The following is a 19,806-nucleotide window of genomic DNA, read 5'->3' as shown; positions in this document are numbered from 1 at the left end:
GTATTTTCTTGATCACTCAAGATTAACAATCCGGGCGAAATGCCTTATGAATGATCGCAATTGCCCGGCAGGATGGGTTTCCGCTTTCAAGTCTTGAAAGCGGTTGGCCTTGTTCCAATATCCCAAGGGCAAATTGAATTTGCGCTAGAGGTCTTTAAGGGGCTTGCAACACGATGGCACAGTTTGACAGCAGATATACGCATCCGACGACCGTCGGCCGGGCCGACGTCGACGAGGGTCTGCGTTCATACATGCTGGGCGTCTACAACTACATGGCGGGCGGCGTCGCGCTGACCGGCATCATCGCCTATCTCATCTTCTCGCTCGCTGTAACCGTGGATCCGACGACCGGCGCCAAGGCGCTGACGGCGTTCGGCCAGGCGATCTACACGACGCCCTTGAAGTGGGTTCTGTTCTTCGCGCCTCTCGCATTCGTGTTCTTCTTCGCCTTCAAGGCGAACACCATGAGCGTCGGCGCCGCCCAGACTTCGTTCTGGATCTACGCCGCACTCGTCGGCGCGTCGCTTTCGTCGATCCTGCTGGTCTTCACCGGCTCGTCGATCGCCAACGTGTTCTTCATCTCGGCCGCCACGTTTGCTGGGCTTAGCATCTGGGGCTACACGACGAAGAAGGACATTTCGGGCTGGGGCTCGTTCCTGTTCATGGGCCTCATCGGCGTCATCATCGCGAGCCTCGTGAACATCTTCACGCAGTCGAGCGCCATGAGCTTCGCAATCTCGGTGATTGGCGTGCTCGTGTTCGCCGGCTTCACCGCCTACGACACGCAGCGCATCAAGGACACCTACTTCGAGGTTGCCGGCAACGCGGAAGCTGCTGCCAAGGCTTCGATCTTCGGCGCTCTGTCGCTCTACCAGGACTTCATTGGCCTCTTCGTAAACCTGCTGTCGCTGATGGGCGACCGCGAGTAAAGTTCGGGCCAACACCCTGCAATCGGAAAAGGCCTCGCCTCGCGGCGGGGCCTTTTTCATTGTGCGGTTGACGGCAGGATATTGGACGAAGCTGCCCGCTAATGGCTGAGCTTCACGCTCTCGCAGGCGAGCAGCACGCGCGCGAGATCGTGCCCGCGCTTCAGGATGGCGCCGCTTCTGAGCACCACGCTGTAAGCCCCCTGCCGCCGCGCGAGGCGTGGGCATTTCTCCACCCGGAACAGTGGATACTCCGACGTGCGCTGGAAGATGGCGAACACCGCCTTCTCGCGCCCCATCTCGAGCGCATAGTCGCGCCATTCGCCGGCCGCCACCTTGCGGGCGTAGACGGCCAGAATGGCATCGAGCTCGGAACGGTTGAATGCCACGACCGGCGCACTGTTGCGGGAGGCAGCGGCGGAGGATGAACTGGCGGGACCTTGGGAACGCAAACGAACGCCCGTTTCGCGCGGGCGGAAACGTATGGGATCGGATTCGCTCAAGCGCGCCTCCCTTCAGCCGTGAGTCATGATCGCGCCAGGTCCGAGATTTTTCAAGCGCCAACATTTCACATCGATGCCACAAAGCGTCCTTTGGCGGGCCGCATTGATGCGCAACGATGACAACATCAGCGCCCCGGCCCGGTCCATCACCGCCTCGGATTTAACGCCCCCAAGCCCCCAATCCGTGGCGAATCTCCCTGGACCGGGCCATCTCCCTCTCCTTCCAATCCGCAGACTCCCGTTTTCCTCTCCAGGAGAATGCTGACCGGCACAGAAAATTCTCTGTGACGCCGGATTGGCGTCGCGATGCCGCCGCGAGCCCGCCCAGAATCGAGTCCAGTCTCTGAAGCGTTGACCCCCCGCCCGGCGGCTATCTCCGGTCAGGAAACTTGAGCCCCCATTCCGGTCGGAACATGGAAGCCGGGCGGGTCAGCCTCCAATCCCTCTCCTGCCCTGTGCAAAGAGCTGGTCCCCCACCGGCTCTTTGTCGTTTTGGGATCTTGAACGGCCGCGAAGGCCTTTGCGGGAAGCCCGGTGATCCGCTATCGATCGCTGGCTTGGTTGAGAAAGAGGATCGATATGGCGAAAGCACCCGGCAAAACCGCGAAGTCCGGCGCAAAGCAGCAAAATCCGCTTCTCGCCTCCTGGCGCACGCCGTTCAAGGTGCCACCCTTCGCGTCGATCGAGCCGCGCCATTTTCCGCCCGCGTTCAATGCCGCGCTGAAAGCCCATAAGGCGGAGATCGCTGAAATCGCCGGCCGCGCCGCCAAGCCCTCGTTTGCCAACACCATCGTTGCGCTGGAGAAGAGCGGCGTTCTGCTGAGCAAGGTCGCGGAGGTCTTCTTCAATCTTGCAAGCGCCGACACCAACGAGGCGCTGCAGGAAATCGAACGCGACATCTCTCCCCGCCTCGCAGCACATCAAAGCGCGGTTCTGCTCAATCGCCGCCTGTTCCTTCGCATCGCCGATCTCCACGAGCGCCGCGCCGATCTCGACCTCGATGCCGAGGGATTGCGCGTACTCGAGCGCACCTACAAAGGTTTCGTGCGCGCCGGCGCCAAGCTTGACGCCAAGACCAGGAAGCGCGTTGCCGAGATCAACACCGAGCTCGCCACCCTCGGCACCGCCTTCACCCAGAACGTGCTCGCCGACGAGCAGGCCTGGCACCTGATCCTGGATGGTGAGCGCGATCTTGCCGGCCTGCCGGACTCCGTTCGGGATGCCGCCGCTCAGACCGCCACCGACCTCGGCAAGCCCGGCCGGCACGCCATCACACTGGCCCGTTCCAGCGTTGAGCCGTTCCTGCAGTTCTCTGCCCGCCGCGACCTGCGTGAGGAAGCCTGGAAAGCCTGGATCAAGCGCGGCGAGTTGGGCGGCAAGACCGATAACCGCAAGATCGTCGTCGAGATGATGACGTTGCGCAGCGAGCTGGCGCGCCTGCTCGGCTTCGATACCTTCGCGGCCTACGTGCTCGAGGATACGATGGCCAAGACGCCGGCCGAGGTGCGCGGCCTGCTCGACAAGGTCTGGCCCCCCGCGCTCCGGCGCGCCCGCGAGGAGCGCGACGCCCTCGAAAAGCGTGCTCGCGCCGAGGGCGGCAACTTCAAGATCGCGGCTTGGGACTGGCGCTACTATTCCGAGAAGGAGCGCAAGGCTCGCTACGACCTGGACGAGGCCGAGGTTCGCTCCTATCTCGTGCTCGACAACGTTCTCGAAGCCGCCTTCGACACCGCCGGCAAGCTGTTCGGCATCGTGTTCGAAGAGCGCGCCGACATCCCCGTCTACCATGAGGATGTGCGCGCCTGGGAGGTGAAGACCAAATCCGGCGAGCACGTCGGCGTGTTCTACGGCGATTACTACGCGCGCCCCTCGAAGCGTTCCGGCGCCTGGATGTCGTCCTATCGCGGCCAGCACAAGCTCGGCGGCAACATCCGCCCCATCGTCGTCAACGTGATGAGCATTGCGCGCGGCGCGCCCGGAACCCCGACGCTGCTGTCGTTCGATGACGCGCGGACGCTGTTCCACGAGCTGGGCCACGGGCTGCACGGGCTCTTGTCCGATGTGACTTACCCGTCTCTCGCCATGACCAACGTGCTGCACGACTTCGTCGAGTTGCCGTCGCAGCTCTACGAGCACTGGCTGTCGGAGCCGGAGGTTCTGAAGCGCTTCGCCCTCAATGCCAAAACCGGCAAGCCCATCCCGGAACGCCTGCTGAAGCAGCTCGGGGCCGCGCGCACCTTCAATCAGGGCTTCCAGACGGTCGAATACACCGCTTCCACCCTGCTCGATCTGGAGCTGCATACGCTCACCGACACCAAGGGGCTCGACGTCGATGCCTTCGAGAGCGAGATCCTCGCGCAGATCGGGATGCCGGCCGAGATCGTGCCGCGCCATCGCATCCCGCATTTCCAGCACATCATCGGAGGCTATGCGGCCGGCTACTACAGCTACCTGTGGTCTGAGGTGATGGACGCCGACGCGTTCGCGGCCTTCAAGGAAAGCGGCAACATCTTCGACCGCAAGACCGCAAACAAGCTCAAGGCCAACATCTACGCCGCCGGAAATCGGCAGGACGCGCTCGACGCGTACGTGGCCTTCCGTGGCCGCCCGCCCGAGATCGAAGGCCTGCTCAAGAAGCGCGGCCTCGCCTGAAAACTAAAAAAGGCCGCTCGAACCGAGCGGCCTTTTTCAATTCAAGCGACGGCGAGGCTTAGCTCGCCTTCTTGTTCTGGCGGTTGGTGATCAGGTCATCGACGACCGACGGATCGGCGAGCGTCGAGGTGTCGCCCAGGCTGCCGAACTCGTCCTCGGCGATCTTGCGCAGGATGCGGCGCATGATCTTGCCCGAGCGCGTCTTGGGAAGACCCGGCGCGAACTGCACGACGTCCGGCGAAGCAATCGGGCCGATCTCGCGACGCACGTGCTGCACCAGTTCTTTGCGCAATTCCTCGGTTGGGTTCTCGCCGGCGTTCAGGGTCACATAGCAATAGATGCCTTGCCCCTTGAGATCGTGCGGATAGCCGACGACGGCCGCTTCCGCCACCTTCGGATGACCGACAAGCGCGCTCTCGACCTCAGCCGTGCCCATACGATGGCCCGAGACGTTGATGACGTCGTCGACGCGGCCGGTGATCCAGTAATAGCCGTCCTCGTCGCGCCGGCAGCCATCGCCGGTGAAATACGTGCCGGGATAGGTGCTGAAGTAGGTTTGCACGAAGCGATCGTGATCGCCGTAGAGCGTGCGCGCCTGGCCGGGCCAGCTGTCGAGGATAACGAGGTTGCCCTGCGCCGCGCCTTCGAGCAGGCCGCCCTTCTCATCGACGAGCGCCGGCTGCACGCCGAAGAACGGTCGCGTCGCCGAGCCGGGCTTGAGCGTCGTTGCACCGGGCAGCGGCGTAATGAGGATGCCGCCGGTTTCCGTCTGCCACCAGGTATCGACGATCGGACAGCGGTGTTCGCCGACGACGCGGTGATACCATTCCCACGCTTCCGGGTTGATAGGTTCGCCGACGCTGCCGAGCAGGCGTAGCGACGAGCGATCGGTGCGCGTTACGAGATCGTCGCCCGCCCCCATCAGCGAGCGGATCGCGGTCGGCGCGGTGTAGAAGATGTTGACCTTCCACTTGTCGACCACGTGCCAGAAGCGCGAGGCCGTCGGATAGGTCGGGATGCCTTCGAACATCAGCGTCGTGGCGCCGTTCGCGAGCGGCCCGTACACGATGTAGCTGTGGCCGGTCACCCAGCCGACGTCCGCGGTGCACCAGTAGATGTCGCCGTCGTGATAGTCGAACACGTACTGGTGGGTTATCGCCGCGAAGGTCAGGTAGCCGCCGGTCGTGTGCACGACGCCCTTGGGCTTCCCGGTCGAGCCCGAGGTGTAGAGGATGAACAGCGGATCTTCCGCGTTCACTTCCACTGGCGGGCAATCGGCCGACACCTTCTCAAGCTCTTCGTGGAGCCAGAGGTCCCGTCCGCCCGTCCAGGCGACCGGGTTGCCGGTCCGGCGCACGACGAGCACCTTCTCGTCGCCTTTGGCGCACTTCTTGAGCGCTTCGTCGGTGTTCTTTTTCAGCGGAACCGGCTTGCCGCCGCGCAGGCCTTCGTCGGCCGTGATGATGAACTTCGAGCCCGCGTCCTCGATGCGGCCCGCGAGGCTGTCGGGTGAGAAGCCCGCGAAAACGATTGAGTGGATGGCGCCGATCCGCGCCGACGCGAGCATGGCGTAGGCCGCTTCCGGGATCATCGGCAGGTAGATGGTGACGCGATCGCCCTGCTTGACGCCATGCGCCTTGAGCACGTTGGCGAACTTCGAAACCCGCTCGTGCAGCTGGCGATAGGTGATCGTCTCGCCCTGGGTAGGGTCGTCGCCTTCCCAGATGATCGCGACTTGGTCGCCGCGCGTCGCGAGATGCCGGTCGATGCAGTTAGCGGAAACGTTGAGCGTGCCGTCCTCGAACCACTTGATCGAGACGTTATCCGGCGCGTAGCTCGTGTTCTTGACCTTGGTGTAAGGCTTGATCCAGTCGAGGCGGCGGCCTTGCTCGCCCCAGAAGCCGTCGGGATCCTTCACTGAGCGCTCGTAGAGCGCCTTGTACTTGGCATCGTCAAGCCACGCACGGCTCGCCCATTCGGGCGTAACAGGATACGCCTTGTCCGACATCGTTAATTCCTCCCGGAACCGGTTATTGTTGGCGTCATTATGGGCAAAGGGGGAGCGAGCGACAACTTCCCCCTTGGTCGAATGCATATCGAAGAATGAGTGGATCCGGGGCTGCCGGCTCACATTGATTTGGATCAGAGTGGTCAAAACTGCTCAACGGGCGGGCACCGCGTCGATGTGCCCCCGCCCGTGCATCAGGGCCCCGCGCAAGATCGCGAGGCATCATTCGGTCAGACCGGCTTGAACGAGCCGGTGGTGGCTCGCATGGAAGGGCTGTCCTCGTCGTCCGGATCGAGCCCCGGATCGTCCGGAGCGTGCGAGGGCGTGAAGATACGCGTTCGTTCGCCGCGTGCCTGAGTGGGCTCCTCGCCCCCGTCGGACCGGCGCTGCGCGGTCTTTTCGGGTGCCGAGGCCGCGGCGGGTGCCGCGTCGTTCTTAGCCGGCGGCGCCGTCTTGACGGGCGGCGCGGTTTTGGGCTCCGGAGCATCGGCAGCGCGTGCGGCCTTCGGTTCCGGCTCGATCGAAATTGCTTCCGCCTTGGCAATCACGGTATCCGGCTCGCCGGAGGCGATGAACTCGGTGAGGTCGCTGCCGAGAATGCGATCTTCGCCGCCCTCGACATCCTCGACCGGAACCCGCCATTCGAACGCGTCGAGCGCGCCCGTCACCGGCGAGATCGCCGCCCAGCGGTCGGAAACGACGCCGTCGGCCATCCAGGCGGCATCGCGCGGGGCTGTTGCGGCGCGGGCCAGCCATTCGCGCGCGCGCCCTTTGTCGCCACTCTCCTCGGCTTCGGTACGGGCGAGCAGTGCGGCCACCCGGCGCGTCAGCCCGGTTTCGGTGAACGGCTGCAGGATGCGCCGCGCCTCGGCGTAGTCGTGCGCTTCGATCGCGGCCAGCGCCACCGCAATCGAGCTTTCGATCGAATGCGGGTTGAGCGCGAATAGCTGCTTCACGCGGTCGAGACGATCGCGCGGGCTGTCGCCGATGCGGGCGTAGGCATAGGCGGTTGCAAGCTCGGGATGCGGGGACTTGGCCCAGGTCTTTTGGATCACCTTGGCCGCGCGGGGCGTGTTTCCGCGCGCCGCGAGCAGGCGTCCGGCGATGCCGGCGGCTGGGATCAGCGAAGGCGCGAGCCCGTGCGCTTCGAGTGCTAGCGTCAGCGCCTTGTCGGGATCGTCCTCTTCGAGCGCCTGTGCCTGCGCCGTCAGCAGCACCGCGCGGCGTCGATCCGAATCCGGCCGCTCCAGGTGGTGATGCCGCTTGGCCAGCGCGAGGGTTTGCAACGCTCCCGCCCAGTCTCCGGCCTTGCACTGGAGATCGAACAGCGCCTCAACCGGCCACGACAGCTTCGGATTGAGCTTGAGCGCCCGCTCCGCGAACTGCCGCTGCGCTTCCCGCTCGCCTTCGCGCCCGGCTTCCAGGAACAGACCGCGCAAGCCAAGTTGTTCGGTATCGGGAGAGGCCAGCATGGCTTCGAAGATGCGCCGCGCCGTCGTCTTATCTCCGGAAAGCTGCGCCGCCTGCGCGCGCAGAAGATGCGTCAGGGGTTCGTTCGGCAGCGATTTCCGCGCCTGTAGGGCATAGCGCGTGGCCATCGAGCGGTCGCCCGCGCCGATCGCGATCATGCCACTCGACAGCGCGTCGAGGCCGCGCCTCTGGCGCCGCCGCGTGAGGAAGTGGCTGACAGCCGCCGGGCTCGACCAGATCTGGGACAAGATTGTCCAGACCAGAAGCGCGAAGCCGATGAGCGCCGCGAAGATCACAACCGCGCGGAACACGCTGGTTTCGATTTCATAGCCCTGCCAGGTGACGAGCAAGGATCCCGGGCGATCGGCGAGCCACGCGAGGCCTGTCGCCAACGCGATCACACCGAGGAGGAAAAGGACGAGACGTGTCATCGGCCGCGATCCTCTCAGTTCTGCACGGGAGCGGGAGCAGCCGGCGCGGCTTCAGCGCCCGACAGCGACGCCTTGAGCCGGTCCTCGACTTTGGCGATGGCCTGGTCGACGGATTGGCGGGCGGTGACCTTGATCAGCCAGTCGTCGAGCGGCGCTTGGGCCTTTTGAGGCAGCGTCTTGGCGAGCGTGAGCACGTCGCCGAGCCGTCCGTCGTTGAGCGCCGTCTCGATGCGGGCGACCACGGCTTCGGCGCTATTGTCTTCCGCATCGTGGCTGATCTTGCGAACCCGCACGACGGATTTGGCGCCCGCCAGCAGGCGGTCGAATACGGAGCCGTCCGCGGGCTCGAGGTCGGCGTCGATTACGGCATTCATGACCGGGCGGAACCCGGCCTTGAGTTCGGCGAGCGTCGCGACGCCGTTGTCCTTGAAGCGTTCGAGCACGCTGAGATCGATCTGCCCGCCGGACACCTTCTGGACCTCGGCGAGTTCGGCCGCATAGCCCTGCCCCTGGCCGCGATCGAGCGCGCGCTTGAGGTTCGAGAGCTCGAGCGAGAGCACGATCCGCTCGGCGTTCTGCTTCCGGCTTTCCTCGCTCTTGACGACGCTCTGCACATTCTTTTCGAGTTCAGAAAGCTTGCCCGCGACCGGCGCTACGGCGGCGGCCACGTCGGCCGGCTTGGCGGCTGACTTGAGCTGGCCTTCGACTGCGCCGCGCAGCTCACCGAACGCGCTCGAAAGCTTGCCGGTCTCTTCCTTGACGGCGTCGACCGCTGCGGAAAGACGATCCGTGTCGGCCTTTGCGGTTTCGATCTTCTGGGCGCCGCGGGCCTGCTCGGTTCGGATCTGCGCCAACTCGCGATCGAGCCGCGTCGTTGCCGACTTGGCGGCTTCGCTGGCCTCTTGCGTCGTTGCGATCCGCTCGTCGACTTCCGTGGGCAGGCTCTTGCGCAGAGCCGCGATCTGCGCCGAAAGGGAAGATTCGAGATCCGAGATCTTTCCGGCGAGCGCGGCGACTTGCGGGACGCGTCCGTCCGAAGCCGGAGCCGTCGAAGCGATGATCGATAGCTGCTCTTCGAGCTTTGAGAGGCGTTCGGTTGCCGCAGCGTTGTCGCCGCGCTGCGCGGCCTCCGTCAGAGATTTTGTCTCGGCCTGAAGCGTGCCCTGCGCGCTATTGAGCGCGGCCAGGCTCTGTTCGAGCTGGTCGAGTTTCGCGAGGCGGGCTTCCGCGTCGGCAATCTTGCTGTTGAGCGCATTGACGCCGCCGCTACCCTTGGCTGCGGCCTCGAGCGCCGCGATCCGCTCCGCGAGCTGCGATTGGCCTGCGCCGCCTTTGGGAAGCCAGGACGGGTCGAGATACGCCGTGCCCGCATAGACGAGCCCGCCGCCGATCAAACCGGCTGCGAGATGCGAGAAGAACCCGCCGCCCGATTTTGCCGGCTTCGTGGTTGCGGACGTCGCGGCGGCTTTTGGCGGCGCATCCTTGGCGGCAGTGGCGGTGGGCTTCGCGGCCGAACCCGGCGCACTCGCTGTGGACGAGGCCGGCTTTGCCGCCGACGGCGAGGCACTGCCCGAGCCAGCGCCGCCCGTTGGCGCGCTACTGGAAGACGCAGCCGCGGACGGCGTGCCCGATGATGTCGAGGACGCAGCGGATGTCGCGCTTGCGTTTGCGCTGGTCCCTGCAGCGGGTGGCTGCGAGGTCGGCGGCGACTTCACCTCCGTCGCCTTGAGATCGAGCGTCGCGTGCGGACGCTTTGCGCCAGAACTGTCGGTCCGGCCAGCATCCTTCGCGGGATCGGGCTTGTCGGTCATGGGAGCAGGGTCTCCAGGGGGCTTAAGTCGCGCTTCGGGAAAAAGCCTGTCCCGAACCTGATCCGGGACGCCGAGCAGTTTTCCGACGAGAGGTACGACCAAACAAGAGCTGCGGTCGGGCCTCGGGGGGAGAGGCGGGACCTAGGAAGAGTCTGACGCCTCGTGGGCAATGAGAGCAAGCATTTCTTGCGAATTAGGCAAGCGAGCGACTTCAATTCTAACTGGTGCCAGCCCGGCGAGTTCCTGCCCGACCGCCTCCGAAAGGCAGAAGTGAACGGCCGCGCCAGCCGCGTCGGAGAGCCCGGACGCATGGGTCAAACGCGCGTAAACTCTGGCGGTTCGAGGTGACATCAGGATGACCCCGTCGAACCCGCCCGCCCGAAATGTATCGACGACCGAAGCGGGAAATTCACCCGCCTCACGGGTTTGGTAAACAACTTCGGTCCGGACGGAGAAGCGCTCGGCTCCCAAGGCGCCTTTGAGGTCGTAGGCCAGCGTATCTCCGGCGAGGTGCACCAGGGAACCCGCCTCGGGGCGCACCGTGGCTGCGATCAGCTCATGAAGCGCCCGTCCTGTTCCCGCGCCCTTGATTACCCGCTGGAACCCGAGGCTTCGGCCGAGCTTGCCGGTGGCCGGGCCGACGGCAAACAATGGAAGCGCAAGCGCTGACGGGGGCAATGAGCTCGCAATGGCCTTGAGCCCGTTGCGGCTGGTGGCGATCAGCGCCTGCACGCCATCGAGCGACGGCATCGTTCCGGAATAGGTGACGGCCAGCAGAGGCGCGCGGGTGACCCGGTGCCCGCTGGCGATGAGCGAGGTTTCGAGCGGATCGGCTTCGCCCTCCGTCTCCGGTCTCGTCATCAGGAGATGCATCAGGAGGCCCGGCCGAGATGCGCGTGCGCGCCGCGCTGAAGCAGCGCATCCGCCGCGGAAAGACCGAGCGTCTCGGCGTCGCCGGCCGGCGCTTCGAGCTTGATTTCAAAGCACTCCGCCCCGTCGATCGAGAACGTCATGCCGCGGAAATGTAGGGTGTCCCCGTGAAGCGTGGCAAGTCCCGCGATCGGCGTCCGGCACGAGCCTTCGAGCCGCGTGAGAAAGGCCCGCTCGGCCGTGACGCAGAGCGCGGTTTCCTCGTGATTGAGCGGCGCCAGGAGCCGCGCCGTCTCTTCGTCGTCGAGTTGGATTTCGATCGCGATGGCGCCCTGCGCGACAGCCGGCAGCATCTGATCGGTCTCGATTTCGGACGTGATGCGGTCGGCCATCCCGAGCCGCTTCAGGCCGGCGCACGCGAGCAGCGTCGCATCCGCCACGCCGTCCGAAAGCTTGCGCAGGCGCGTCTGGACGTTGCCGCGAAAGCCCACGACTTCGAGATCCGGCCGCACCCGCTTCACCTGGGCTTGCCGCCTGAGGCTCGATGTTCCGACCACGGCTCCCTGGGGAAGCGCATCGAGGGAGGGATACTTGAGCGAAATGAACGCGTCGCGCACGTCCTCGCGCGGCAGCACGGCGCCGATCCCGAGCCCCTCCGGCAGCTGCGTCTGCATGTCCTTCATGGAGTGCACGGCCAGGTCGATCTCACGCTTGAGCAGCGCGTCCTCGAGCTCCTTGGTAAAAAGGCCTTTTCCGCCCACTTCCGCCAGCGGCCGGTCCTGGATGACATCGCCGGTCGTCTTGTAGGTCCGGATTTCGAAGGCCTCCTCCGGCAGGCGGTGCGCGGCCATCAGCCGCCCACGCGTTTCATACGCCTGGGCGAGGGCGAGCGGCGATCCGCGGGTTCCGATACGAAGGGTGCGAGCTTGCAAAACTTAGGCTCCAAATGTTAGGGCCACGGACCGGGCGGCGCCATTAATGCCCCTCTCGGCACTTGAACGCAAACAGGACAGTCGCGTGCCGGACGAAGACAGTAAATCGGGCCATTCTGGGCAGCCTCTCGTCGTCCTCGGCATCGAGACGAGCTGCGACGAGACCGCTGCCGCCATCGTGCTTCGCGAGGCAGACGGCCGTGGCCGCGTGCTGTCCAATGTCGTGCGCTCCCAGTTCGACGAGCACCGCCCTTACGGCGGCGTGGTGCCCGAGATTGCGGCTCGCGCCCATGTCGAATGTCTGGATGCCATCATCAAGGCCGCCCTCGCCGAGGCCAACGTCGGCTTGGCCGATCTTTCCGGCATTGCCGCGACTGCTGGCCCTGGCCTCAATGGCGGCCTCGTCGTCGGGCTCGTCACCGGCAAGACTCTGGCATTGGCTGCCGATAAGCCCTTCCTCGCCATCAATCATCTCGAAGCCCATGCGCTGACGGTCGGGCTGACCGACGGCATCGCCCCGCCTTACCTGATGCTGCTCGTATCTGGCGGCCACACCCAGACCCTGCTGGTCGAAGGCGTCGGCCGCTATCGCCGTCTTGGAACCACCATCGACGACGCCATTGGCGAAGCCTTTGACAAAACCGCCAAGCTCCTGGGGCTCGGCTATCCCGGCGGCCCCGAGGTCGAGAAGGCCGCCCGCGCCGGAGACCCGTCTCGCTTTCCGCTGCCGCGCCCCATGCTCGGGCGCGCCGAGCCGCATTTTTCGCTGGCCGGCCTCAAGACTGCGCTGCGCCAGCGCGCCGAGGCCGCCGCCCCACTGTCGGATCAGGATATCGCCGATCTTTGCGCGGCCTTCGAAGCGGCTGTTTGCGACGTCGTATCCGATCGCGTCGGCCGTGCGATGGAAATGGCGGCAGGGGCCTTCACGCCCGGCCAGCAAAAATGGCTCACGATCGCGGGCGGCGTTGCCGCCAATCGCAAGATCGCCGTCGCCCTGTCGACGTTGGCCGAGGCGCGGGGTTATCGCCTCGCCGTTCCGCCGCCATCTCTTTGTACCGATAACGGGGCCATGATCGCCTGGGCCGGCGCCGAGCGCCTGGCACTGGGCCTCGTCGACGGGCTCGATTTTGCGGCCAAGCCGCGCTGGCCGCTCGATCCCGATGCGCCGGCCGCCATCGGGGCCGGCGTCAAGGCGTGATAAAGATACGGTAGAACATAAGAAGGTTGGGGGTCGATCCGAAGTCGGAGCGACGCGAGAGGAGAGCGCGAAGCCATGACGATAAACCGCATCGCCGTGATCGGCGGCGGCGCCTGGGGCACGGCGCTGGCGCAAACGCTGACACTCGCCGGTCGCGACGTGATCTTGTGGGCGCGCGAAGCCGAGACGGTGAGCGACATCAACGAGCGTCTCGTCAATCGCGCGTTTCTGCCGGGCATTGCGCTCGATCCACGTCTTAGGGCGACATCGAAGCTAGAGGACTGCGCGGCTTCCGACGCAATCCTGCTCGTGTGTCCCGCCCAGCATGTGCGCTCGGTGACGGCGACGCTCGCGCGCCTCGTCCGCCCGGGACAGCCGTTGATCGTCTGCGCCAAAGGCGTCGAGCAGGCGACCGGCAAGCTGATGGGCGAGGTGGTCGCCGAAACGCTCCCCGACATGACGACCGCCGTGCTTTCGGGTCCGAGCTTCGCTGCCGACGTGGCGCGCGGACTGCCTGCGGCGCTGACCATCGCTTGCCGCAATGAGGTTCTCGGGCGCCTGCTCGCGGAACGCCTCGGCGATCGCCAGATCCGGCTCTACTGGTCGGAGGATGTCGTCGGCGTCGAGCTTGGCGGTGCGCTGAAGAACGTGCTGGCGATTGCCGCCGGCATCGTCCACGGCAAGGGACTTGGCGCCAGTGCGCACGCCGCCATCGTGACGCGCGGCTTTGCCGAAATGCGAAGGCTCGGCCGCGCTCTGGGCGCCAAGCCCGAAACGATGATGGGCCTCTCCGGCCTGGGCGATCTCGTGTTGACGTGCGGGAGCCCGCAATCCCGCAACATGAGCCTCGGCCGCGCGCTGGGCCAGGGTGAAAGCTTGAACGCGGTCCTCGGCGCGCGCGTTGCCGTGACCGAAGGCGTGTTCACGGCGGCGGCGGTCGTGCGCCTCGCCGACGAGAAGCGCGTCGAGATGCCGATCACCGAGGCCGTGCACGCGGTGCTTGAAGGCCGCCTTTCGGTGGATGATGCGATCTCCGGCCTCATGCGCCGTCCGTTCAAAGCCGAGGATTGAAAAGCCTCGGGGTTGAGGTGCCGGCCGGATCGCGTAAGGTGCCGGCCACGACAAATACGAGGCACCGCCGATGGCCTACTGGCTTCTGAAATCCGAACCCGACGCCTTCTCCTGGGACCAACTCGTCGCCAAGGGGGCCAAGGGCGAGCCGTGGACCGGCGTGCGCAACTTCCAGGCTCGCAACAACATGCGCGCCATGCAGATCGGTGATCTCGGCTTCTTCTATCATTCGAACATCGGCAAGGAGGCCGTCGGTATCCTCGAGGTGATCGCCCTCGCCCATCCCGATCAGACCGACGACACCGGCGCCTGGCAATGCGTCGACGTTCGCGCCGTCGAGCCGCTGCCGAAGCCGGTTTCGCTGGCCGACATCAAGGCAAATCCGAAGCTCGCCGAAATGAAGCTCGTCACCACCGCGCGCCTTTCGGTGCAGCCGGTGACGGACGCGGAATGGGCGGAGGTCTGCCACATGGCCGGCCTTGCGCCGCCAAAGCCGTCCGCCGCCAAGAAATCCAAAAAAGCCAAGGGATGAGCGGATCCCCCGAGGCCTTCATTGCCGCCAACACCCGTATCCTGAGCCCGCCGTTGGTACCGGAGATCCGCCTGCATCTCGCCGAGGAAAGCCTGCCGATCTGGCAGAAGACCGAGGAAGAGCTGGGTGAGATGAACGTGCCGCCGCCATTCTGGGCCTTCGCCTGGGCCGGTGGGCAGGCGCTCGCGCGCTATCTGCTCGACAACGCCGCGCTTGTGGCCGGTGGTTCGGTCATCGATCTGGGCTCGGGCTCCGGTCTCACCGCGATCGCCGCGAAGCTCGCGGGCGCGGGACGCGTTCTCGCGGCCGACATCGACACGTTTTCTCTCGCCGCCGTCCGCCTCAACGCGGCGCTGAATGGTGTCGAGGTGAGCGTTACGCAGGAAGACCTATTGGCTCGCGATCCCGATCCTTCCGATATCGTGCTGGTCGGCGACCTTTTCTATGAGCGCGAGCTTGCCGCGCGTGTCACGTCTTACCTTGAGAAGGCCGCAGCCAATGGCGCACGCGTACTGATCGGCGATCCCAAACGCAGCTATTTTCCGAACGGGATTTTCACGCGCGCGGCGGAATATCAGGTACCCGTCACGCGCGAGCTGGAGGACGCCGAGATCAAGCGCACCTCCGTCTGGCAGCTCTAACCAAGCCCCGGATCACTGAGGCGTTTCCGGCTCGTCATGCCGGCGCAGCAGCTTCGCGTGCAGCGCGCGCGCTGTCGCCTCGATTTCCGACATGCGCCCGTGCGGCATCTCCGACGCGACGACCTTGAGCGCGGCCGCAAGCGTCATGGGATGGGCAAGGCCGAGGCGCACCATGATGCGCAGCGCCTCTTCGTTGGCGAGGTCCCGCACGTTGATGGGCTGGCGCATGCGCGCAATCAGATCGTCCAGTACGGGGTTCCGCGCTGGCATGGATGCTCCCCTCCGTTGGGTACGCATGGCGGGGGTTTGATCTTACCCAACGCTCTGACACCCAAGGAGGGTTCCCCAAAAGCCGTGGATCGGCGTGGAGCGCCTGCGCTAGGCCCTGAATTGGCGGGATCGGGGTCGTGATGGGGTAGAATTTGCCGCAACCTGGGCCTTGAACAGCCGGCCGTTTCGGCCTATCAAGGCGCGCTGCTTTGGCCGGGGCGATGCTTCCGGCGTGGAGACGGTGGCACAAGCCGCAATAGCTCAGTTGGTAGAGCACGTCATTCGTAATGACGGGGTCACAGGTTCGAGTCCTGTTTGCGGCACCAGCCCAAGCCCGAAAAATTTCGTAACTGAATGAGCGTGGGGCCGTGATGCTGTCGGGCGATCGCGCGACTCTGCGCGCAGCAAAGGCTTAGCCGCACGCGCTATCCACCGTTCAACCTTTCGGTTTGATCTAGATCAGACGTGGGCGGAGCGAGGCTGCGGTATGAACCGGATGTCCTGAAGGGGTAAGCAGGACGGTGCCAGCTGGCTCGAGGGACGGCTGGCACGGCGTCGGCAGGTCTCAACGCCTGCCGACGAATTCCCATTGGATTGCGCGAGCGCGCTTACATCAGGGCCTGAGTACGGGCCTTCGATTCTCTCCAGGCCGCGAGGTCGATGACCTCCCCGCCACCGGGCTTGCGCGTGATCGGCCGCGCGGCCGTCTCCACGTACCGGCGCCGGGCTAGGTTCTGCAGGAGTACGGTCAGGCTCGCCCCAAGCACCAGGTAGCAGAGCGTCCGCTTTTGCGTTTCCTTCATAAGTCCCCCGAAACGAATCAGCTCCCCACCATCATTGCGAGCCCCGCCTGAGGGCTCTAGTGCGCTCGCACCACAGCGCGTCGCAAACAAAGCTCCAGCACGGCTTTTTGGGATTCATCGGCAACCCGGAGGAACCGGCGGCAGCGGCCGATTGTTAGTCGGCAGAACTGTTCGACGCGCACGAAGGGAGACGCCATGCCGGCCACGAAAAATCCGCGCCTGAAATACGGAGAGGGACAACGCGAGCAGTACGGCGAAGGAACGTCCTATCGGCCGGAGGAGAAAACCAAGGCCGCCGACGAGATCAACGAGCACGGCTTTGCCGGCGGCGAGCGGGAGGACAAAGGCATCCCCGACACCCGCAAACCGAAAGACGCATGCTGAACAGGAAGGCTGCGCACGGCCGATGGCAGGCAATGCGGCCTGCCTAGAGACAATCCGCGGAAACAACAGAAGCCGTTTCAGGCGCCAGCGCTGAACGTGCCGGCACTAAATGTATATGAGCGCTCCGCTGGCTTCTCGTCGAGCCCGAGTACGGCGGCCACCAGCCGGCGCGGATCGCGTTCGCCTTTCCCCGCGGCCTTGAACAAGCGCATCGTCATCAGGTCGAGCGGAATGTCCGCCCCGCACGCCAGGCTCTCGGCCATCGAGGCATCGAGAATGGCTCTGAACAGCTTGATGTCGTTTGCGCTGTAGCCGGAGACGTTCATGGGCGTGCTCGTTTGCGGGAATTTGCGATTGTATCGTGTCTACTGAACGCCTTTAGGAAACGTAAAGTTCCCGGCGCGACTTGCGTGCATCTCTGGGAATTTTAGGCCCCGGAACGAATCCTCCGCTGCTCGCGTTGAGGAGGCGACCTCGATCCACTTCGAAGCCCACTCAACTTCAAACAAGGGAGCCGCACATGGGACAGGCCTATGAGCCCTATCAGAGCACGTCCGCTTCTCGAGCGACTGGCGCAAGCGAATCCGAAGAAACGGTTCGCAAGCTGAAACAGAAGGCTGAGGATGTGGCTGACAAAGTCTCGGCCGAAGGCGCCAAGGCGTTGAAGAGCGCGGGCGAAAGCGTCGATAGCGCTGTTTCCGCCACCAAGCGCTTCGTGCAGGAGCAGCCTTTGCTCGCGCTCGGGGCGGTAGCGGCATTCGCTTGTGCCGTCGGCGCGCTGTGGAAGATGGCGCCGGCCCGCCGCAACAACGAGGATTTGCTTCAGCGCCTCTCGGACTATGTCGAGCCCGGTTACCGCGCATTGAAGCGGCGCATCTAAAGCGACTCTACTTGAGAGGCGAGTTCGAATTTGAGAGCCCGGCCGCGTGAGCGGTGCGGGCTCTCGGGAGGAAACCATGACCACAAAAAACAAGCTTCCGAAAGCGGAGCTCGAAAAGCAGCTCGACAATGCGCTCGAAAATACGTTTCCCGCGAGCGATCCCGTGTCGGTCGGAGACGTGACATCCGACAGCCCTGAGCGCCCCGCGACCCGACAAACGGCCAAGATCGATAAGGCCCTCGTCGAGAAGTTGGCAAAGCAGGTCGCCGCCAAGCACAAAGGCGCGGCGTAGGCATAGCCCCGCGATCTTGCGAACGCGGGCGGCGGCGGGCCAAAATGGTAAGAGCTGATTAAGATCCCCTAACAGGACCTTGAGCATTTTCCGACGGAGCCTGAAAACACTTACGGCGGCCTATCGAGCATGCTCTCCAGGCCGCCGCTATATGCGCACCAAGGTACGCGGGACCAAATCCCTGGCGCTTGATGACGATTAGACACCCAAATCGTTTCAACTCTCCAAACGTTGGCGGACATCGGACACGAAAACATCGTTCGTTCGATTTGGTCGCAGGTGAGATAACTAGCTGCGTCGAGCCGGCTTCACCGAAAGTAGCCCGGCGACCATCGGCACGCTCAGAGCGTGCGGCAGAAACTTGAGCGCCAGCGCACTCGCCGTCGGCAGCACGCCCGGCACCATCACCGTCCGCCCCATGAGGAAACCGCGATAGGCGCTCGCCGCCACGGCGTTCGTCGAGATCGCGGGGAACACGCTGCGGTAGAGCGCGCCGTCCGCGTCCATCGATTTGTGAAACGTCGTGTCGACCGGGCCCGGCGCGACGACTGCGATGCGCACGCCGCGGCCGCGTGCTTCGTGCGCAACGGCTTCCGTCAGCGAGATGAGATAGGCTTTGCTTGCATAGTAGGCCGCTTGATACGGACCAGGCACCAGCCCGCCGAGCGAAGCCACGTTGAGAATGCCGCCGCGCCCGCGTGCAATCATCGGTGGCAACACGTGATGCATGAGGCGGCTTGCGGCCGTGACATTGAGCGCGAGCAGCCGATCCAGCTCCGGCGCGGATTGATCCGCGAACAGCCCGGCAAATCCGATGCCCGCGTTGTTGATGAGCACATCGGCATAGCTTCCGTTGGCTTGCAGCGCCTGATCGAGCAGGCGCGGCGCATCCGGGTTCGTGATGTCGAGCGCGAGCGCATCCACGCGAACGCTTGTCGAATTGGAAATCTCCTGCGCCGCAGCTTCGACGGCGGCCGCATCGCGCGCGATCAGCATCAGGTCGCGCCCCGCTTGCGCGAAGCGCGCCGCAAGCGCCCGCCCGATCCCGCGCGAGGCTCCGCTAACGACGACGACGGGCCTCAACCCACGCACGGCTGCAAGCGCTTGAGGATCCACCACGGCGCGCCGGCCGATCCAGCGATCGATCAGAGAGACGAGGAGATCCGACATGTGCCCGCTCCGAGCTGCGCCGCCCTCTCGATATAAATTTCGAGGCGGAGAATGAATTGAACGGCACTACGGCACGGACTTCTTTGAATTTGAAGAGCAAACGAAGTCTTCGACGCGAGACCGGCTTTCTCTGAACGCATCTCAGAGAAAACGTGGCGTCGCAAAAGCGTCGGGATGTTGTGGATAACTATGAAAGTTGAAAGCGCCGTCACGCACGCGGCGCGCACATTATAGGGCCCTTCCGACGTCGGAAGGGTGAGCGTCACAGGGCCTTGCGTTTGGCTCGCTGGCGCGCCCGCTGCGGTCCGGCGGATCTCGATTGCTGATTGCGGTCCATGACCGATCCGGCCCGTCGATGTTGAAATGCGACTGACGAGACTGTGCTGCATTTCACGAGAGAGCCACCGCGCGTCGAAAGACGGTGGCGCGACGTTGATCATTGAAGTCGCATACTGGTGGAGGAGCGTACAATGAATGCGAATGCGTCAAGATCGCTAGCCGACCAGGGCTTGGATAAAAATCCGGGCCTTGCCTCTTTCGAGGCTTGGCTGACAATAAATCGTCCGATGTTCGCGGCCATGACGGAGTTGAACGGCCGCTTCCTGGAGCAGATGTCCCGGGCCAACAACGAGTGGCTGGGTTTCGTGAACCGGCGCGTCAACGAGGACATGGCCGCCTCTCAGCGCTTCATGGAGTGCAAGACGGTCCAGGATCTGTTTGCCGCGTATTCGGAGTTCTTCCAACGCGCCCAGCAGCAGTATCAGGCCGAGTTCCAGTACTTCGCGCGGCTCAATCAAAAACTCGCCGACGAAACCGCGAGCGTGATCCAGTCGCACATGGATGAAGCCGAGGCTGACATTCGCCACTAAGCCGAGCGCCACCAGATCGCGGTCGCGTCACGCATCCTGTGTGGCGTGCACCACGCGCTCAATGCACCCGTCTACCGAACCTGACATGCGCCC

Annotated in this window: 20 protein-coding genes and 1 tRNA gene; 11 read left to right on the top strand and 10 right to left on the bottom strand. The window is 64.6% G+C overall.

Annotated elements, in window-relative coordinates:
• Nucleotides 1-173: 173 nt before the first annotated feature.
• Nucleotides 174-929, top strand: a complete 756-nt coding sequence (locus RCO24_RS07160; protein ID WP_308961057.1) for a Bax inhibitor-1/YccA family protein — start codon at nt 174-176, stop codon at nt 927-929.
• Between the two features lie 98 nt (nt 930-1,027).
• On the opposite strand, the gene RCO24_RS07155 is transcribed toward RCO24_RS07160, so the two are convergent.
• Nucleotides 1,028-1,429, bottom strand: coding sequence for a DUF2794 domain-containing protein (locus RCO24_RS07155; protein WP_374990931.1), 402 nt, complete (start codon nt 1,427-1,429; stop codon nt 1,028-1,030).
• Between the two features lie 579 nt (nt 1,430-2,008).
• Here RCO24_RS07155 and RCO24_RS07150 point away from each other — a divergent pair.
• Nucleotides 2,009-4,081 (top strand): M3 family metallopeptidase, encoded by a 2,073-nt coding sequence (locus RCO24_RS07150; RefSeq protein WP_308961055.1) that lies wholly within the window; start codon nt 2,009-2,011, stop codon nt 4,079-4,081.
• 58 nt (nt 4,082-4,139) lie between these two features.
• Here the strand turns inward: RCO24_RS07150 and acs are convergent, their stop codons facing one another.
• The 5 genes from acs to hemC all read right to left on the bottom strand — a co-directional run bounded on the left by acs (nt 4,140) and on the right by hemC (nt 11,603).
• On the bottom strand, nt 4,140-6,089 hold the full coding sequence (acs, locus tag RCO24_RS07145; protein ID WP_308961053.1) for an acetate--CoA ligase: 1,950 nt from the start codon (nt 6,087-6,089) through the stop codon (nt 4,140-4,142).
• 230 nt (nt 6,090-6,319) lie between these two features.
• Nucleotides 6,320-7,990, bottom strand: a complete 1,671-nt coding sequence (locus RCO24_RS07140) for a heme biosynthesis HemY N-terminal domain-containing protein (RefSeq protein WP_308961052.1) — start codon at nt 7,988-7,990, stop codon at nt 6,320-6,322.
• A gap of 14 nt (nt 7,991-8,004) precedes the next feature.
• On the bottom strand, nt 8,005-9,801 hold the full coding sequence (locus RCO24_RS07135; RefSeq protein WP_308961050.1) for a hypothetical protein: 1,797 nt from the start codon (nt 9,799-9,801) through the stop codon (nt 8,005-8,007).
• 141 nt (nt 9,802-9,942) lie between these two features.
• The gene (locus tag RCO24_RS07130; protein WP_308961048.1) at nt 9,943-10,662 is read right to left on the bottom strand and encodes a uroporphyrinogen-III synthase; all 720 of its coding nucleotides are present in this window, start codon (nt 10,660-10,662) and stop codon (nt 9,943-9,945) included.
• A gap of 11 nt (nt 10,663-10,673) precedes the next feature.
• The gene (gene hemC / locus RCO24_RS07125; RefSeq protein ID WP_308961047.1) at nt 10,674-11,603 is read right to left on the bottom strand and encodes a hydroxymethylbilane synthase; all 930 of its coding nucleotides are present in this window, start codon (nt 11,601-11,603) and stop codon (nt 10,674-10,676) included.
• A gap of 46 nt (nt 11,604-11,649) precedes the next feature.
• On the opposite strand from hemC, the gene tsaD reads away from it, so the two are divergent.
• The 4 genes from tsaD to RCO24_RS07105 all read left to right on the top strand — a co-directional run bounded on the left by tsaD (nt 11,650) and on the right by RCO24_RS07105 (nt 15,045).
• A complete protein-coding gene (gene tsaD / locus RCO24_RS07120) occupies nt 11,650-12,801 on the top strand; it encodes a tRNA (adenosine(37)-N6)-threonylcarbamoyltransferase complex transferase subunit TsaD (protein ID WP_374990930.1) in 1,152 nt (383 codons plus the stop codon).
• Between the two features lie 75 nt (nt 12,802-12,876).
• A complete protein-coding gene (locus tag RCO24_RS07115) occupies nt 12,877-13,872 on the top strand; it encodes an NAD(P)H-dependent glycerol-3-phosphate dehydrogenase (RefSeq protein WP_308961045.1) in 996 nt (331 codons plus the stop codon).
• Nucleotides 13,873-13,942: 70 nt separating this feature from the next.
• Nucleotides 13,943-14,404, top strand: a complete 462-nt coding sequence (locus tag RCO24_RS07110; protein WP_308961044.1) for an EVE domain-containing protein — start codon at nt 13,943-13,945, stop codon at nt 14,402-14,404.
• Entirely contained in the window at nt 14,323-15,045 is a 723-nt protein-coding gene (locus tag RCO24_RS07105) for a methyltransferase (protein ID WP_374990929.1), read from the top strand. Before RCO24_RS07110 ends, RCO24_RS07105 begins: the two co-directional genes overlap by 82 nt.
• 12 nt (nt 15,046-15,057) lie before the next feature.
• Here the strand turns inward: RCO24_RS07105 and RCO24_RS07100 are convergent, their stop codons facing one another.
• Nucleotides 15,058-15,315, bottom strand: a complete 258-nt coding sequence (locus tag RCO24_RS07100; protein ID WP_308961040.1) for a hypothetical protein — start codon at nt 15,313-15,315, stop codon at nt 15,058-15,060.
• Nucleotides 15,316-15,565: 250 nt separating this feature from the next.
• Between RCO24_RS07100 and RCO24_RS07095 the strand changes: the two genes are divergently transcribed.
• Nucleotides 15,566-15,641 (top strand) — tRNA-Thr (locus RCO24_RS07095).
• A 282-nt stretch (nt 15,642-15,923) separates the two neighbouring features.
• On the opposite strand, the gene RCO24_RS07090 is transcribed toward RCO24_RS07095, so the two are convergent.
• The gene (locus RCO24_RS07090) at nt 15,924-16,118 is read right to left on the bottom strand and encodes a hypothetical protein (protein ID WP_308961038.1); all 195 of its coding nucleotides are present in this window, start codon (nt 16,116-16,118) and stop codon (nt 15,924-15,926) included.
• 195 nt (nt 16,119-16,313) lie between these two features.
• Here RCO24_RS07090 and RCO24_RS07085 point away from each other — a divergent pair, with 195 nt between their 5' ends.
• The gene (locus tag RCO24_RS07085) at nt 16,314-16,502 is read left to right on the top strand and encodes a hypothetical protein (protein ID WP_308961036.1); all 189 of its coding nucleotides are present in this window, start codon (nt 16,314-16,316) and stop codon (nt 16,500-16,502) included.
• Nucleotides 16,503-16,579: 77 nt separating this feature from the next.
• Here RCO24_RS07085 and RCO24_RS07080 read toward each other — a convergent pair whose 3' ends face one another.
• On the bottom strand, nt 16,580-16,828 hold the full coding sequence (locus RCO24_RS07080) for a hypothetical protein (protein ID WP_308961034.1): 249 nt from the start codon (nt 16,826-16,828) through the stop codon (nt 16,580-16,582).
• 194 nt (nt 16,829-17,022) lie between these two features.
• On the opposite strand from RCO24_RS07080, the gene RCO24_RS07075 reads away from it, so the two are divergent.
• Nucleotides 17,023-17,382: a hypothetical protein gene (locus RCO24_RS07075; protein ID WP_308961033.1), complete on the top strand. Its 360-nt coding sequence runs from the start codon at nt 17,023-17,025 to the stop codon at nt 17,380-17,382.
• Between the two features lie 76 nt (nt 17,383-17,458).
• Complete coding sequence (locus RCO24_RS07070) at nt 17,459-17,674, top strand: hypothetical protein (protein WP_308961031.1); 216 nt, start codon at nt 17,459-17,461, stop codon at nt 17,672-17,674.
• Nucleotides 17,675-17,962: 288 nt separating this feature from the next.
• Here the strand turns inward: RCO24_RS07070 and RCO24_RS07065 are convergent, their stop codons facing one another.
• Complete coding sequence (locus RCO24_RS07065) at nt 17,963-18,844, bottom strand: SDR family NAD(P)-dependent oxidoreductase (RefSeq protein ID WP_308961029.1); 882 nt, start codon at nt 18,842-18,844, stop codon at nt 17,963-17,965.
• A gap of 470 nt (nt 18,845-19,314) precedes the next feature.
• Here RCO24_RS07065 and RCO24_RS07060 point away from each other — a divergent pair, with 470 nt between their 5' ends.
• Nucleotides 19,315-19,713 carry a phasin family protein gene (locus tag RCO24_RS07060; RefSeq protein ID WP_308961028.1) on the top strand — a complete coding sequence of 133 codons (399 nt, stop codon included), beginning with the start codon at nt 19,315-19,317 and terminating at the stop codon, nt 19,711-19,713.
• Nucleotides 19,714-19,806: the final 93 nt, after the last annotated feature.

This window comes from Hyphomicrobium sp. LHD-15 (assembly GCF_031157355.1).
GTDB lineage: Bacteria > Pseudomonadota > Alphaproteobacteria > Rhizobiales > Hyphomicrobiaceae > Hyphomicrobium_C.
Note: the sequence above shows the minus strand (reverse complement) of the source record. Positions and strands in the feature narration are given on the sequence as shown.

Bases quoted from the DNA above. Each gene is read 5' to 3' on its own strand.
- RCO24_RS07085 (WP_308961036.1), top strand. From the start codon at position 16,314: ATGCCGGCCACGAAAAATCCGCGCCTGAAATACGGAGAGGGACAACGC.
- RCO24_RS07060 (WP_308961028.1), top strand. From the start codon at position 19,315: ATGAATGCGAATGCGTCAAGATCGCTAGCCGACCAGGGCTTGGATAAA.
- RCO24_RS07130 (WP_308961048.1), bottom strand. From the start codon at position 10,662: ATGACGAGACCGGAGACGGAGGGCGAAGCCGATCCGCTCGAAACCTCG.
- RCO24_RS07065 (WP_308961029.1), bottom strand. From the start codon at position 18,844: ATGTCGGATCTCCTCGTCTCTCTGATCGATCGCTGGATCGGCCGGCGC.
- RCO24_RS07100 (WP_308961040.1), bottom strand. From the start codon at position 15,315: ATGCCAGCGCGGAACCCCGTACTGGACGATCTGATTGCGCGCATGCGC.
- RCO24_RS07110 (WP_308961044.1), top strand. From the start codon at position 13,943: ATGGCCTACTGGCTTCTGAAATCCGAACCCGACGCCTTCTCCTGGGAC.
- acs (WP_308961053.1), bottom strand. From the start codon at position 6,089: ATGTCGGACAAGGCGTATCCTGTTACGCCCGAATGGGCGAGCCGTGCG.
- RCO24_RS07160 (WP_308961057.1), top strand. From the start codon at position 174: ATGGCACAGTTTGACAGCAGATATACGCATCCGACGACCGTCGGCCGG.
- RCO24_RS07090 (WP_308961038.1), bottom strand. From the start codon at position 16,118: ATGAAGGAAACGCAAAAGCGGACGCTCTGCTACCTGGTGCTTGGGGCG.
- RCO24_RS07150 (WP_308961055.1), top strand. From the start codon at position 2,009: ATGGCGAAAGCACCCGGCAAAACCGCGAAGTCCGGCGCAAAGCAGCAA.
- RCO24_RS07075 (WP_308961033.1), top strand. From the start codon at position 17,023: ATGGGACAGGCCTATGAGCCCTATCAGAGCACGTCCGCTTCTCGAGCG.
- RCO24_RS07105 (WP_374990929.1), top strand. From the start codon at position 14,323: ATGGGCGGAGGTCTGCCACATGGCCGGCCTTGCGCCGCCAAAGCCGTC.
- RCO24_RS07140 (WP_308961052.1), bottom strand. From the start codon at position 7,990: ATGACACGTCTCGTCCTTTTCCTCCTCGGTGTGATCGCGTTGGCGACA.
- RCO24_RS07115 (WP_308961045.1), top strand. From the start codon at position 12,877: ATGACGATAAACCGCATCGCCGTGATCGGCGGCGGCGCCTGGGGCACG.
- tsaD (WP_374990930.1), top strand. From the start codon at position 11,650: ATGCCCCTCTCGGCACTTGAACGCAAACAGGACAGTCGCGTGCCGGAC.
- RCO24_RS07135 (WP_308961050.1), bottom strand. From the start codon at position 9,801: ATGACCGACAAGCCCGATCCCGCGAAGGATGCTGGCCGGACCGACAGT.
- RCO24_RS07080 (WP_308961034.1), bottom strand. From the start codon at position 16,828: ATGAACGTCTCCGGCTACAGCGCAAACGACATCAAGCTGTTCAGAGCC.
- RCO24_RS07070 (WP_308961031.1), top strand. From the start codon at position 17,459: ATGACCACAAAAAACAAGCTTCCGAAAGCGGAGCTCGAAAAGCAGCTC.